At 67.2% G+C, this 13,681-nt stretch carries 13 protein-coding genes; 8 read left to right on the top strand and 5 right to left on the bottom strand.

The genetic code is table 11. The features are described from left to right. Positions 1–269 precede the first annotated feature (269 nt). Positions 270–440 carry an IS3 family transposase gene (locus AC07FN_RS40985; protein ID WP_478400522.1) on the top strand — a complete coding sequence of 57 codons (171 nt, stop codon included), beginning with the start codon at positions 270–272 and terminating at the stop codon, positions 438–440. Positions 441–503: 63 nt separating this feature from the next. Here the strand turns inward: AC07FN_RS40985 and AC07FN_RS40980 are convergent, their stop codons facing one another. After that, on the bottom strand, positions 504–2,069 hold the full coding sequence (locus tag AC07FN_RS40980; protein WP_478400521.1) for an AMP-binding protein: 1,566 nt from the start codon (positions 2,067–2,069) through the stop codon (positions 504–506). A 181-nt stretch (positions 2,070–2,250) separates the two neighbouring features. Between AC07FN_RS40980 and AC07FN_RS40975 the strand changes: the two genes are divergently transcribed. Further along, entirely contained in the window at positions 2,251–3,495 is a 1,245-nt protein-coding gene (locus AC07FN_RS40975) for a bifunctional 3,4-dihydroxy-2-butanone-4-phosphate synthase/GTP cyclohydrolase II (protein WP_478400520.1), read from the top strand. A 42-nt stretch (positions 3,496–3,537) separates the two neighbouring features. On the opposite strand, the gene AC07FN_RS40970 is transcribed toward AC07FN_RS40975, so the two are convergent. The 3 genes from AC07FN_RS40970 to AC07FN_RS40960 form a co-directional block, all read right to left on the bottom strand. Then, positions 3,538–4,836: an MFS transporter gene (locus tag AC07FN_RS40970; protein WP_478400519.1), complete on the bottom strand. Its 1,299-nt coding sequence runs from the start codon at positions 4,834–4,836 to the stop codon at positions 3,538–3,540. 453 nt (positions 4,837–5,289) lie between these two features. Further along, positions 5,290–5,892, bottom strand: coding sequence for a TetR/AcrR family transcriptional regulator (locus tag AC07FN_RS40965; protein WP_207954850.1), 603 nt, complete (start codon positions 5,890–5,892; stop codon positions 5,290–5,292). Between the two features lie 9 nt (positions 5,893–5,901). Further along, positions 5,902–6,669 carry a creatininase family protein gene (locus tag AC07FN_RS40960; protein WP_132494146.1) on the bottom strand — a complete coding sequence of 256 codons (768 nt, stop codon included), beginning with the start codon at positions 6,667–6,669 and terminating at the stop codon, positions 5,902–5,904. A 141-nt stretch (positions 6,670–6,810) separates the two neighbouring features. Between AC07FN_RS40960 and AC07FN_RS40955 the strand changes: the two genes are divergently transcribed. The 6 genes from AC07FN_RS40955 to AC07FN_RS40930 all read left to right on the top strand — a co-directional run bounded on the left by AC07FN_RS40955 (position 6,811) and on the right by AC07FN_RS40930 (position 13,030). Beyond that, complete coding sequence (locus AC07FN_RS40955; protein ID WP_358497316.1) at positions 6,811–7,992, top strand: LLM class flavin-dependent oxidoreductase; 1,182 nt, start codon at positions 6,811–6,813, stop codon at positions 7,990–7,992. Next, on the top strand, positions 7,989–8,807 hold the full coding sequence (locus AC07FN_RS40950; RefSeq protein WP_132494144.1) for an enoyl-CoA hydratase/isomerase family protein: 819 nt from the start codon (positions 7,989–7,991) through the stop codon (positions 8,805–8,807). Before AC07FN_RS40955 ends, AC07FN_RS40950 begins: the two co-directional genes overlap by 4 nt. A gap of 13 nt (positions 8,808–8,820) precedes the next feature. Next, positions 8,821–9,600 (top strand): enoyl-CoA hydratase/isomerase family protein, encoded by a 780-nt coding sequence (locus tag AC07FN_RS40945; protein ID WP_478400518.1) that lies wholly within the window; start codon positions 8,821–8,823, stop codon positions 9,598–9,600. Next, on the top strand, positions 9,593–10,093 hold the full coding sequence (locus tag AC07FN_RS40940) for a flavin reductase family protein (RefSeq protein WP_358573163.1): 501 nt from the start codon (positions 9,593–9,595) through the stop codon (positions 10,091–10,093). The genes AC07FN_RS40945 and AC07FN_RS40940 overlap by 8 nt, the downstream gene beginning before the upstream one ends. Positions 10,094–10,139: 46 nt before the next feature. After that, entirely contained in the window at positions 10,140–11,969 is a 1,830-nt protein-coding gene (locus AC07FN_RS40935) for an AMP-dependent synthetase/ligase (RefSeq protein ID WP_478400517.1), read from the top strand. 98 nt (positions 11,970–12,067) lie between these two features. Continuing rightward, entirely contained in the window at positions 12,068–13,030 is a 963-nt protein-coding gene (locus AC07FN_RS40930) for a LysR family transcriptional regulator (protein WP_478400516.1), read from the top strand. Between the two features lie 52 nt (positions 13,031–13,082). Here AC07FN_RS40930 and AC07FN_RS40925 read toward each other — a convergent pair whose 3' ends face one another. After that, the gene (locus AC07FN_RS40925) at positions 13,083–13,448 is read right to left on the bottom strand and encodes a VOC family protein (protein ID WP_478400515.1); all 366 of its coding nucleotides are present in this window, start codon (positions 13,446–13,448) and stop codon (positions 13,083–13,085) included. Positions 13,449–13,681 lie beyond the last annotated feature (233 nt).

Here is a 13,681-nt window from a genome sequence, read left to right as displayed (position 1 = left end):
TTGGGCCGCGTCGTATCGCGCCGAACGGCAGTGAGCTGCACCGGTTTATCCTGCGGGTTCTCGGTTCTCGGTTCTCGGTGGTCAGTGTCTTTTGTGGACATGTCTGGGGGTCAAGGGGGCGCAGGTTCAAATCCTGTCAGCCCGACCATGGAGAAGGTCCGCTGATCGGCACATAAGTGCAGGTCAGCGGGTTTTTTCGTGGCTGGTTGTGGATCTCGGGTGATCGTCCCGAAAGGATCGGTTTCGCTCGATCGAAATGAGGTGGCGCAGTGGGAGGCGCCGCTGTTCACCCGCGTGGGTGGTTTCGGTGTGCCCTCAGCGTCGAAGCGTTCACCACCGCCCTGGACAACTACATCGTCTGGTTCAACACCACACGAAGCCACACACACTGCGAGGGCCTGAGCCCGGTGCAATACCGGGCCCAAGCCCTCGCGGCCTAAACTCTTACTTAACCGGTCCAACTCGGACCAGTTCACGATCGTGCCGCCCCCGCGTTTCCTCGTTCACCTGATGCGTTTTTCGCTCCCGGTCCAGGCCCTGTCCCGCAACACGAACTTCTGGATCTTCCCGGTGGAGGTCTTCGGCAGCTCGGCGAACACGACCGTTTTCGGCGCCTTGAACCGGGCCAGCCTGCCCTTCACGTGCTCGATGAGCTCCGCCTCAGTAGCGGTGGCCCCGTCGTGCAGCGTCACGTAGGCGGCGGGGACCTCGCCCCAGCGCTCGTCCGGCACCGCAATCACCGCGACCTCCAGCACCGCCGGATGGTCCATGATCGCCTGCTCCACCTCGATCGACGCGATGTTCTCTCCACCGGAGATGATCACGTCCTTCGAGCGGTCGCGCAGCTCCACGTACCCGTCGGGGTGCACGACGCCGATGTCCCCGGTCCGGAACCAGCCGTCCGGCACCGCCGCCAGGGTGGCCTCCGGGTCGTCGAGGTAGCCGAGCATGAGGTTGTTGCCGCGCAACGCGATCTGCCCTGTGGTGATCCCGTCCGCCGGGACGTCCGTACCGTCCTCCGCGATGACCCGCGGGACGCAGGCGATCATGTTCCCGACGCCCTGGCGAGCCTTGAGCCGCGCCCGCGCTTCGGCGTCACGGTCGTTCCATTCCGGGCGCCAGTCGCACAGCATGGCGGGTCCGTAGGTCTCGGTCAGTCCGTACAGGTGCGTGACATCGAACCCCAGCTCCGTCGTTCGCCGCAGAATCGACGGCGACGGCGGCGCACCACCGGTGGCGATCCGCACCGTGTGCTCAAGCGGCTCGGCCTCGCGGGCGTACGCGATCATCGACAGCACGGTCGGTGCCCCGTTGAGGTGCGTGACGCCCTCCTCTCGCAGCAGCCGCCAGATCTCCGCAGGGTCTACTTTGGAGAGACAGGTGTGCGTAGCGGCCGCTGCGGTCACCGCCCACGGGAACGTCCATCCGTTGCAGTGGAACATCGGCAGCGTCCACAGGTGCACACTCGACGGCGTCAACCCGGTATGCCCCACCATCGCCAAGGCCTGCAGGAACGCGCCTCGGTGGTGGTACATCACACCCTTCGGGCGGCCAGTGGTCCCCGACGTGTAGTTGATCGACAGCAGCGACCGCTCGTCGGCCGGGGTCCGGTGCAGCGGCTGCGCCGCGGCCAGCAGGTCCTCGTACTCCTGTCCCGACCGGATCCGGCGTGGCGGGGCGTCCATCCGGGCGAGCACCTCATCCGCCAGCGCGTCGAACGACGGGTCGTGGATCAGCACGGCGGCGCGGGAGTGCGCCAGGATGTAGGCGACCTCGTCCGCGGCCAGCCGGGTGTTCACCGCGACCAGTGGCACTCCTGTCCACGGCACCCCGTAGTGCGCCTCCAGCGCCACGTGGGTGTTCGGTGCCAGCACCGCCACTGGACGATCTCCGGCCAGCGGCGCGAGTGCGCCCGCGAGCCGCTGGCACCGGTCGTGCAGCTCCGCGTAGGTCCACTGGGACGGCCCATCCACCACCGCGACCCGGTCTCCGTGCGCCGCTGCGGCTCGATCCAGGTACGAGGTCGGGGTCAGCGGCTCGAAGGACAAGGAGTCCACGTCGGGAGTCATCGCACGCCTCCACGGGCCGGGTTGCCGGTCATGAGGAAGAAGTCCATGTCCACCCTTCCCTTAAATGTTATTGATGAGTAACGTAGGTCGTGGCAATCATGACGTCAAGGCTTCGAGTGAGCCCTGAAAGTGTTATCCGTAAGTAACGTAGCTGGGTGATTCGGGAACAGGGAGATTCGGCATGACCACCGCGACAGGACTGAGGAACCGTGCGGCGACCTCGGCGGAGAGCGTGCGGGCCGCAGTGGACGCGCTGGCCGCGGGGCGCATGGTCGTGGTCGTGGACGACCACGACCGCGAGAACGAGGGCGACCTGATTCTGGCTGCCGAGAGCGTGACGCCTGAGCAAATGGCCTTTCTCGTCGCGCACACGACCGGCATCGTCTGCACGCCGATGACCTCCGAGCGGGCCGACATGCTCGGGCTTCCGCCGATGGTGGCCGACAACCAGGACGCGCACGGCACGGCGTTCACCGTGACCGTGGACCACGTGGACACCGGTACCGGTGTCTCGGCGACCGCGCGGGCGCAGACGTGCCGTGTACTGGCGGACCCGGCCACGACGCCTGATGTGCTCCGCCGCCCGGGTCACATCTTTCCGTTGAGGGCGCGCGAGGGCGGCGTCCTGGTCCGTGCCGGGCACACCGAGGCCACTGTCGATCTGCTGCGGTTTGCCGGTCGCCGGCCAGTCGGCATCATCAGTGAGCTGATCGGTGACGACGGCGAGATGCTGCGTGGTGCGGCGCTGACCGCGTTCGCGCAGCACCACGACCTGCCGGTGCTCGCGATCGCCGACCTGATCCGCTACCGGCGCGCCACGGAAGAGCTCGTCGAACCCGTGGCGAACTCGACGATGCCGACCGTCTTCGGCGACTTCGAGGCGATCGCGTACCGGTGGCATGTGGACGGTGCCGAGCACCTGGCTCTCGTCATGGGCGACATCGCAGCGGCCACGCGCTCCGAGCGGGGCGTCCTGGCCCGCGTGCACAGCGAGTGCCTCACGGGCGACATCCTCGGCTCGTTGCGCTGTGACTGCGGAACGCAGCTCGAGCAATCGATGCGTGCCGTGGCTGAGGAGGGCTGTGGTGTCATCGTCTACCTGCGAGGGCACGAAGGGCGCGGCATCGGACTGGCTCACAAGATCCGCGCCTACGCCTTGCAGGAGCTCGGTCTGGACACCGTCGACGCGAACACCGCGCAGGGGCTTCCCGTCGATTCCCGCAGTTATGGTGCGGGGGCCCAGATCCTTGCTCACCTGGGAGTCCGCAGACTGCGCCTGATCACCAACAACCCCGCGAAGTACGACGATCTGGACGGGGACGCGCTCGAGATCGTGGAACGGGTCGCGCTGCCGGCCGTCGAGACCCCGCAGAACCTGAGGTACCTGCGCACCAAACGAGACCGCATGGGCCATGCGTTCGCGTAGCCGGCCACGACGGCCGGGCCGGAGGCCGGCCCGGCCGTGCGGTCAGCTGGGTAGCGGCTTCGATGCGGTCTTCGGCAGCCGCACCACGGTGATCACGCCGACCAGCGCCACTGCGACGATCCAGTAGACGGGGCTCGTCCTGCTTCCGGTTCCTGCCACGAGGGCCGCAGCGACCAGCGGCGTGATGCCGCCGATGATCGCACCGATGTTGTACCCGAGCGCGATGCCCGAGTACCGCACGTTCGCCGGGAACATTTCGGTGGCCAGCGGCCACGCCGGAACCTGCGCCCAGCCGCTGAAGAACAGGCAGACCAGGTAGACGACCCCGACTACCCATAGGCTGGTCGTGGCGATGAGCAGCGCGAAGACCGGCCAGGCGATGACGGCGTAGGCGAGGTAGGACGCGAGCAGGATCGGCTTGCGGTCGAAGCGATCCGTCAACCTGCCTGCCCAGGGGTAGGTCATGGTGGCCAACGCGATGGACAGCGCCGACGTCCAGGCGACAGCGGTCGCGGAAAACCCTTCCTGCTGCAGGAAGATCGCGAAGTAGGCGACGCCGAAGTAGCCCGTGCCGTTGAAGGCGATGGCCAGGCCCGCGACGCGGGCCACTGACAGCGGGTGGCTCCGCAGCGCGGCCAGCATCGGGCCGCGCACGATCACGGCCTTCTCCTTGAGCTCCTGGAACTGGGGCGACTCCTCCACCCGCAGGCGAGCCCACAGGCACACGACGGTGAGCAGCAGCGAGAGCAGGAACGGGAGCCGCCAGCCCCACACCGGCATCTGGTCGGCCGGGACCAGCAACCGGACCACCCCGACCACGGCCGCGGCCACCGCGAACCCGAGCGTGGACCCGATGGAGATCGTCGACCCGTAGTAACCCCGCTTGCCCGGCGGAGCCAGCTCGGCGATGTAGGTCGCCGCGCCGCCGATCTCACCGCCGGCCGCGAGTCCCTGGGCGAGTCGCGCGAGGATGATGGCGATCGTCGCGGCGACTCCGACCTGCCCGTAGGTGGGCAGCAGGCCGATCACGCCGGACGCGACGCCCATCAACACGATCGTCGCGACGAGAGCGGTCCGTCGGCCCCGCCGATCACCGAGGCGGCTGAAGAACCAGCCGCCCAGCGGGCGGATGAGGTAGGACGACGCGAACACCGCGAGCGTGGACAGCGTCGAGACCGTCGGATTGTGGCTGGGGAAGAACAACGGTCCGATGGTCAGCGTCAGGAGCCCGTAGACGCTGAAATCGTAGTACTCGATCAGCGTCCCGACGCCACCCGCGAGCGAGGCGCGCCGGGCGGATCTCGAGCTGATCACCTTCTCGGAATGCTGTGCGGTCGTCATTGACTCTCCTTGTCATCCCCGAGCAAGCGCGACAGGCGGGTGGTTCCCATCACTGGACGCTTCCGCCGGGGCGGTTTCCGGGGCACCCTTGTCAGGTCGGTGGTCGGCAGCGGGGATTTCCGTCAGGTGTCGGGGCGCACCGGTACCAGCGCCGTCGATCGCGTGCTACACCGCGTGGATTGGCACGAGCTGCGTGCGCGAACATTCGCCGCGCTTCGCACCTATCGACACTGACTCGTCGCGTGCGGACGCGCAATGCGTTGGCGTGCAAGGACTATTGCAAATTCCGCACGGATGGATGCGGAAGCGGCATTGCCGGCGACACAATGTATCTATTGTGGACAATCTGCGGAACGGGAACGCGCCCTGTCACTGTCGATCGGTCGACGAGTCGCCGGTGTGTGCTCGCCGATTCCTCTGGCGGACCAGGAAAACGGCGATGAGTGCGTCGCGTCAGACCGCGTCCGGCGGGACGAGCAGCGCGTTGATCGCCGCGGTCTGGATGGTTTTCCCGACACTCTCGGGATCCAGTCCGCTGTTGAACTGCGGAACCGAGTTGATCATCGAGAAGACGGCGTGGGTGAGGATGCGGGTCTGCGCGTCCGACAGATCGGGCCGCAGCCGCTCGACCAGGCCGCTCCACTCCTCGGCGTAGAGGCGCATCAACCGCCGCATGCGATGGCGTTCGTCCTCGGGGACGTTGTGCTCGTTCTTCAGGAAGACGAGTGTGGACGGCACGTTCTGCAGACTGCGTGTGACGTGGTAGTCGATCATCTCTTCGAGGGCCTTGCGCGGGTCCGTCACCTTGGCCGCGATCTCGCGCGCGTGGGCGAGCAGGTCGTTCAGCGGGTCCTCGAGCACGGCGACGAGCAATGCCTGCTTGCTCGGAAAGTGCCGGTAGAGCGCGGGACCGGACACCCCGGCTCGCGCACCGATCATCTCGTTGGTGACCGCATCGAAGGCGCGTTCGTGGAACAGTTCGCCAGCGACCCTGATCAGCTCCTGCCGGCGGGTGCCGCGCGGCGAAGCGGTACGAGGAGAGGATGAGCTCGACACAGGTCCAGCTTAAGTGACGGGCCGATAACGTGACTGGGCGTACCCCGAGAGCAGGTCCGCCACGGCGTTGAGACAGGCGAACCCCAGCTTGGACGACATGCCCCGGGGGTCACCGAGAACCCCGCTAGGGGCGACGGCCTTGACGCCGCCGGTCAACACCTGGGCCAGCATGTCCTCGTCCATCGTCCCGGTGAAGCCCGCGTCGGCCAGGTCGCTGCGGACGAGGTCCGGCCGCACTGCCAGCATGATCGAACTTTCGGCGACGTCGGCGTGACCTCCGACCTGTTCGGCGAGGGCGGCGACGTGGTCGGCCGCGTCTCGCCAGACGTCGAGGATCGCGGCCGAGTCCGCGAAGGCGATGACGTCGGGACCGTCGGGGAGCCGCGCCGCGAGCTTCGGCTCGATCTCGCCGAGCAACGGGTAGTTGCCGATGTGGGCGGAGAAGATCAGCACACGCTGGAAGCCGTGCGCGGCGAGGCTCGCGCAGCAGTCGAAACAGATCGCTTCGAGGGTCTCGGCCTGCACGGAGAGTGTCCCGGCGAAACCGAGGTGGTGCGCCGAGCAGCCGATCCGCACCGTCGGAAGCACGAGCGCGTCGCCGAGCCGCTCGGCGACGAGGACGCCTAGGCGATCGGCGTGCTCGCTGTCGACCGACAGCGGGAGGTGCGCGCCGTGTTGTTCCGTGGCGCCCAACGGCAGGACAGCGGTGCGCATGCCGCTCGCGATGGCGTCCGCGATCTCGGGCGAGGTCAGGCACTCGATCCTCAGTTCGCTCATGGGCGGCCTCGTTCCACGTTGCGTCCTCGCTGACCGATCAAATTACTAGCTGATAACACTTGGCGCCTCTCAATCGACGCTTGACCAGCTTCGAGCCACGTCCTACGTTAGTCGTCAGTAACATTCGATGGAAGGGCTGGCATGGACTTCATCCTCATGACCGAGGGGGACACCCCAGTCGGGCTCACGCACGAGCACCGCTACCGGGAGCTGGTCGACGAGGTGCTACTCGCCGAGCGAGTCGGTTTCGACGCCTTCGGCAGCTCCGAGCAGCACGTCGCGATCGGCACCGCGACGGTGTCCGCTCCGGAGGTGCTCTACCCGTACCTGATGGCTCTGACGAACCGGATCCGCTTCATCCACCTGGTGACGCTGCTGCCGACGCGGATGAACCACGCGCTGCGCGTCGCGGAGCGCATCGCGACCGAGGACATCCTGTCCCACGGCCGAGTCGAGCTGGGTACCGGACGTGGCAACACAACGCTCGCGTTGCGCGCGTTCGAGGTCGACCCGGCCGAGAACAAGGCGCAGTGGCGCGAAGGCATCGACCTGATCCGCCGCGCGTTCCTCGAGGACCCGTTCTCATTCGTGGGCGAGCACTACAAGATCCCGCCGCGCAGCCTGGTGCCCAAGCCCCTGCAGTGGCCCTACCCACCGATCTCCGCCGCAACCGGCAGCCCGAGCTCGGTCGAGACCGCCGCCGAGTTGGGCATCGGAGCCATCATGGGCGGGTTCTACCTCGGGTTCGACCTCGTGGAGAACCTGCTGAAGCTCTACGACGAGACCCTGGCCGCCACCAGCCACCCGTACCCGATCACGCCGCGCAAGATGGTCACGATCAGCGGTGGCATGCACTGTGCGGAGACGACGGCGCTGGCGCGTGAGCAGGCGAAGCCCTTGTTCGACATGGCCAAGCTCTCGACCGGTGCCTACGAGCGGCTCTCCACTCTGTCGAAGGACTACGCGTACATGGGCGCGGTCAAGGACGTCGACTTCGACGACGAGGAGTACATGTTCGAGCGCTCGCAAGGCTTCCTCGTCGGCGACCCGGACCACTGCATCGAGCACGTGCAGCGGTACGTGGACATGGGTGTCGACGCACTCGTGCTGCGCGTCGACAGCCTGCCCCACGACCAGCTCCTGCGCTCGATCGAACTGTTCGGCAAATATGTGATCCCGCGCTTCAAGCACCCGCGCAACGTGGTGCGCCCAGCCGACGACGTGCTCGCCGACATCCGGGCTGCGCGCCCCGCGCACGAACAGGCGCTGCGCAAGTTCCAGACCGAGCAGAACCTCCTGAACGAGAAGGAGTCCGTGCAATGAGCGACCTCTACAACCACGGCACCGGCGATGTCCTCATCGAGCGCCGCGACGGCGGCGTTCTGCTGATCACGCTCAACCGCCCCGACCGGTACAACTCGCTCACCCTGCCGATGTTCGAGGAGATGAATCGGATCTGGGCCGACGTCGAGCGCGACGAACAGACCAAGGTCGTCGTCATCACCGGAGCCGGCAAGGCTTTCTGCACGGGCATGGACGTCGCCCAGCCCGACCCCACGTCCGAGCAGGCGCTGGCGATGCTGGAGTCGGAACGCCAGCGGGTCTCGACGGTCCTGCGGATCGAGAAACCGATCATCTCGGCGATCAACGGCCCCGCGGTGGGCTACGGACTCTCGACCGCGCTGCTGGCCGACATCAGCATCGCGGCGGACGACGCGGTGCTGATCGAGGGCCACACCCGGGTCGGGGTGGCCGCCGGGGACCACGCGGCGCTGATCTGGCCGCTGCTGGTGGGTATGGCCAAGACCAAGTACTACGTGCTCACTTCAGAGAAGCTGACCGGTAGCGAGGCCGAGCGGATCGGGCTCGTGAGCCTGTCCGTCCCGCGCGAGCAGGTATTGCCGCGCGCCCTGGAGGTCGCGTCCCAGCTGGCACGCGGTTCCCAGCAGGCGATCCGGTTCACCAAACGCGCGCTCAACGCCTGGCTCACCAACGCGGTGCCCCAGCACGAGCTGTCCGCTGCGCTGGAGATCCTCGACTTCCTCGGCGCCGACTACGCCGAAGCACGCCAGGCATTCCGCGAGAAGCGCGCTGTCGACTTTCCCTCCGCCCGCACCGTCGGCGCCCCGGCGAACTGACCGGGGGAAGAGCATGACCGCAGCTTCACGCCACACAGCGCTCGGCGCCGTGCAAATGTCGGCCGAGGTGGATGGCGTGATCGTCCTGACGCTGAACCACCCGCCGGCCAACGCGCTGAGCAACGCGCTCGTCAGCGAGCTGACGACCACACTGGAAGTTCTCGCCGGGCGGCCCGACGCCCCCGCGGTGGTCCTCACGGGAGCCGGTGAGCGCTTCTTCTGCGCAGGCGGCGATCTCAAGGAGGCCAACGGCTACCAAGCCGAGTCGATGGTCGAGCGGATGACGGCGTTCCACGCGCTGTTGCGCGCGCTGGAAGACTTTCCCCGGCCACTGGTGTGCGCGGTCAACGGCTGGTGCGTCGGTGGCGGCATCGAAATGGCGCTGTTCGCCGATGTCGTGTATGCCTCGGCCGTGGCGCGGTTCGTCTTCCCCGAGGTGAATCACGGGATGCTGCCCGCGGTGAAGGGAATCGCGCGGGTGCGCGCCGTCCTGGGCGATCGCGCGGCCCGGCGCCTCCTGCTGGGCGGCGAGCCTGTCGACGCGTTCGAGGCGCAGACCCTGGGTCTCGTCGACCACGTGGACGAGCAGGGCGACCTGCTCACGGCGGCTGTGGCGTACGCGCGCACGGCAGCGGCGAAACCGCCGGCCGTGTTCGCGGCGCTCAAACGGGCGTTGTGCGCGGACATCGCCGGATTGCCTGCCGAGGAACAGTTGCGCGTCACGGCCGCTGACGCGCGCACGATATTCACCGACCCAGCCGCTCGAGCCGCTCGCGAGGCATGGAATGACTGATCGAATGCACGAGCTGGACCCAGCCACCTTCCGTTCCGTGCTGGGCCGCTTTCCTTCAGGCGTGACGATCGTGACGACGCGAAGTGAGTCCGGCACGCTGCACGGGTTCACCGCGAGCTCGTTCGCGTCGCTGTCGCTCGACCCGCCACTGATCCTGGTGTGCCTGGACCGGCGAGCCAACTGTTTCCCCGTCTTCCAGGCGGCTGAGCGGTTCGTCGTGAACATCGCGACGCCCGCGCACGCGGACCTCGCGATCAGGTTCGCGACGAAGGGGGAGAACAAGTTCGCCGAGGGGAACTTCGAGTTCGACGAAGAGGGGCATCCGCTCCTGCCCGATGCGGCGGCGGTCATCCGGTGCGAACTCGAGCAGGTCGTACCAGGCGGAGATCACGTGATCCTCATCGGCCGGGTGCACGACGCGCGGGCAGGCAGCGACGAGCCGGTGATGTGGTACCGAGGTGACTTCCTTCATCTCGGAGAGAGCGCTGCATGAACATCACCGCGCGGGGGCGTGTCAGCTCCGGAAGAGAGGCCGTGTCATGGACCTGACCAATTTCGAACCGACCCGGACCTTTCCGGGGTTGCTGCTCGATCGCGCGCGTAGAGAACCCGACGCCGTCGCGATGCGTCACTGGCGTGACGGGGTCGTGCAGGAGATCACCTGGCGGTCCTATGCGGATCATGTCCGTGATCTCGCGCTTGGACTCGTCGCGCACGGGGTCAAGCACGGTGACCGTGTCGCGGTGATGTGCAGCGCTCGCCCGGAGTGGGTGTTCGCCGCGCTGGCCGTGCAGAGCGTGGGCGGCGTCGTGATCGGCGTGTACCCGACCAACTCGGTCGCCGAGATCGAGCAACTCCTCGCGCACAGCGAGGCGGTCGCGTTCATCGGCGAGACGGCGACGGAGCTCGCCAAGGTCGCGAACGTCGCCGCACGCACCCCGTCTCTGCGACTCGTGCTCGGCATCGACGACGCTCCGCCGGCGCTACCCGAGCCGGTCACAGGAATGACGTGGGACGCGCTGCGCGACGAAGGAGCGTGGCACGCCGGCGACAAACCGGATCGACTGTCCGAGTTGGTCGCCGCCGGATCCCTCGACGACGCCGCCGTGCTCTTTTACACGTCGGGGTCCACGGGAGCTCCAAAGGGCGTCACGCACACGCACCGGACCCTTCAACATTCGGTCCAGACCTTCTCCGGGTTGTACCCGGACATCACCCGCCGCCGATACGACGTGGTGGGCTTCCTGCCGCTGGCGCACGTGGCGCCGGCGCTGGTGGTGGTCTTCGCCCCGCTGCTCACCAAGCTGATGGTCACCTACTGCCGCATGGACGTCTACGAAGAGGTTTTGCGCTCCGTGCGGCCGACGTCAGTGCTCTGGCCGCCACGGTTCTACGAGAAGATCGCCGGTGAACTGATCGCACGAACCAAGTCCTGGCCCTGGTTCCGGCGCCGCGCCTACGACGCCGCCATGTGGGTCGGCCGCAGGGTGGCCGAGAACCGCTGGTCCCACCGCCGGCCGTCGGCGCTGCTGCGGATCGCCTACGCCGCGGCACTCCGCGGGGTCTTCCTGCCATTGCGGGCGACCGTCGGTATGGATCGCATGCGCGTCGCCTACACCGCATCCGCCGCGATGCCCGAGAGCGTCCTCGCGATCTGGCAGATCTGGGGCCTCGATCTTCGCGAGAACTACGGTCTCACCGAGACCGGGGGATGTCCCATCGCGCACTTCGACCAGCCGTTCCCTCGTCCGGGCTTCATCGGCAGGGAGTTCCCGGACCCGCGTTTCCAGGTGAAAGTCGCGGACGACGGCGAAATGCTGATCAGCGCGCCCTTGCTGTTCACCGGATACTGGGGCAACCCGGCGGAAACCGAGGCTGTTCTGCAGGACGGCTGGTTACGCACCGGTGACCTGATGGAGCGGGCACCCCGCGGCGACATCCGGCTCATCGGCCGGAAGAAGGACGTGATCATCACCCGCGGCGGCAAGACGATCAATCCTCAGCCCATCGAAACCCGGTTGAAGGAGAGCTTGCTGATCGACGAGGCGATCGTGGTCGGCGATGCGCGCAAGTACCTCACCGTCCTGCTCGAGCCGAGCGCGAGCGCGGACGCCCCGTCTGCTGAGGCCCTCGCCGAAAGCCTGCGAGCAGAGGTCGCCAGGGTCAACGCGGACCTTGCTCGGGTGGAGCAGTTGAAGGACTTTCGTGTGCTGCCGCGGTCCCTGGAGGTCGAGCGCGGCGAGCGGACCGCGAACGGCAAGATCAAGCGCACGGCCGTCGTGAGCTCGTTCGCGGCGCTGATCGACGACATGTACGGCGAGAACGACGACGCTGCGATCGCGGACCACGTGCGTTCGAAGCCGAACTAGGGGAAGGGTCGGGCCGGCCGCGGCGGTGCCCCCTCCGGGCCGCGGTCGGCCCCGGCACCGCCACGTCCATCCGAGCGTGCGCGACAGGAGGTGGAGCCATGCCGATTCCTGACTTGACACTGCAGCAGCTTCGAGCGGTCCAGGCCGTCGCTGCATCCGGAAGCTTCACCAAAGCGGCCGCGGTCGAACACATCTCCCAGTCGGTCCTCAGCAGGAGGATCAAGGAGGTCGAGCGTCTCCTGCGGGTGCGGTTGTTCGATCGCACCACTCGGCAGCTCGACACCACCGCAGCGGGCCAAGCCTTTCTGCTCATGACGGGCACGATCCTGGACGACCTCGACACGCAGTTGCAACGTTTCATGTCCTACGTGGCGGCCCAGTCCGGAACCGTTGCCCTGGCGGCACTTCCGTCGCTGGCCGCTGTGGTGCTGCCGGACATGATCCGTGGTTTCATGCCGGACCACCCCGAGGTGACGTTTGAGATCAGGGACGGGGACGCCGCCGAGGTGCTCGGGAACCTCGGAGCGGGAACTGCCGAACTCGGCTTGAGCGCCAACGGGGACCTGCCGCACGATTTTTGCTTCATACCGTTGCTGCGGGAACAGTTCTACGGCGTCGCGCACCACAGCCATCGTTGGTCGATGCAGGGTTCCCTCTCGTGGTCGGACTTCGGAGGCGAGATGGTGGTCGCGACGCCGCCCGGGACCAGCATCCGAGCGATGACCGACGCAGTGTTCGGCGAGCACTCGATCCCGGTGAGCCGGCATTTCAACGCGCCGAGCGTGGCGGCGATCGGCGGGCTCCTGCGGGCGGGCGTGGGTGTGGCGGCGTTGCCCGCGTTGGAGTTGCAAGGCTTCAGCCTGGATGATCTCGTGGTGGTACCCGTGAAATCGCCGAATGCGACGAGAATCACCGGTGTGGTGTACCGCTGCGGTCAAGACCTGTCTCCAGCCGCGGCTGGATTTCTGGACTTCGTGCGTGCGGCTGAGATCGATCCCCCGCGAGGGTGTCTCGCATTCTCGGCGAAACGGCCGACGTGGCCGGCCGCGCACCCGATGTGACTGTCTGAAAAGGACGGTTTCGTGTTGGAGGGCGCCTTGAGTGAGTGGCCCGCTACTGCGGTCCGTACACGACGAAGGTGTTTCCCCAGGGGTCGCGCGCGACGGCTCGCACCTCGTGCGGGCCCCGCTCCGGTTGCCGGACAACGGATCCGCCGCTTTCCACCAGTGTGGCCAGTGCTGCGGCGACGTCGGACACCTTGAACGACGCCGCGGGCGCGCCACCGGTGACGTCTTCCGAAGGGCCGGCGAGGGCGAGCGTGGTGCCGCCCGCGTCGAGGGCGGCGTAGCGGTCGCCGTCGACGAATTTCGTTGCCAGGCCGAAAGTTGCGGCGTAGAATTGCACGGCCGCGTCCACATCCTCCACCGGGTGCAGCACATTTCCCAATTTTACCGGCTCGATTTTCTTGATGTCGTTCATGTGGTCAACGTAGTCGATTGTTTTTCCGGATCCGGGATTCTTGCGACATCGGCAACAATCCTACAGGCCGGGCGCTCAGCAGAACGCGCCCCCGCACCCGACCGATGGCGGATTCGAGGGGGGCGTCGCAACACGGCTGCTAGTGTTCCGAGTCGTTAATAGTTTTATTGATTCTGGTGCAGTAGTGGGCGAGGCTGGCGAGGATCTCGTCAGCGGTCTTGGTCCACACGAAG

The organism is Saccharopolyspora sp. NPDC045941, assembly GCF_056431445.1.
This window is presented reverse-complemented; position numbering and strand designations above follow the sequence as displayed.

Excerpts from the sequence above, each read along its gene's own strand:
- AC07FN_RS40940 (WP_358573163.1), top strand. The coding sequence starts at position 9,593 with ATGACTGATCGAATGCACGAGCTGGACCCAGCCACCTTCCGTTCCGTG.
- AC07FN_RS40975 (WP_478400520.1), top strand. The coding sequence starts at position 2,251 with ATGACCACCGCGACAGGACTGAGGAACCGTGCGGCGACCTCGGCGGAG.
- AC07FN_RS40950 (WP_132494144.1), top strand. The coding sequence starts at position 7,989 with ATGAGCGACCTCTACAACCACGGCACCGGCGATGTCCTCATCGAGCGC.
- AC07FN_RS40980 (WP_478400521.1), bottom strand. The coding sequence starts at position 2,069 with ATGACTCCCGACGTGGACTCCTTGTCCTTCGAGCCGCTGACCCCGACC.
- AC07FN_RS40960 (WP_132494146.1), bottom strand. The coding sequence starts at position 6,669 with ATGAGCGAACTGAGGATCGAGTGCCTGACCTCGCCCGAGATCGCGGAC.
- AC07FN_RS40970 (WP_478400519.1), bottom strand. The coding sequence starts at position 4,836 with ATGACGACCGCACAGCATTCCGAGAAGGTGATCAGCTCGAGATCCGCC.
- AC07FN_RS40930 (WP_478400516.1), top strand. The coding sequence starts at position 12,068 with ATGCCGATTCCTGACTTGACACTGCAGCAGCTTCGAGCGGTCCAGGCC.
- AC07FN_RS40925 (WP_478400515.1), bottom strand. The coding sequence starts at position 13,448 with ATGAACGACATCAAGAAAATCGAGCCGGTAAAATTGGGAAATGTGCTG.
- AC07FN_RS40955 (WP_358497316.1), top strand. The coding sequence starts at position 6,811 with ATGGACTTCATCCTCATGACCGAGGGGGACACCCCAGTCGGGCTCACG.
- AC07FN_RS40945 (WP_478400518.1), top strand. The coding sequence starts at position 8,821 with ATGACCGCAGCTTCACGCCACACAGCGCTCGGCGCCGTGCAAATGTCG.
- AC07FN_RS40935 (WP_478400517.1), top strand. The coding sequence starts at position 10,140 with ATGGACCTGACCAATTTCGAACCGACCCGGACCTTTCCGGGGTTGCTG.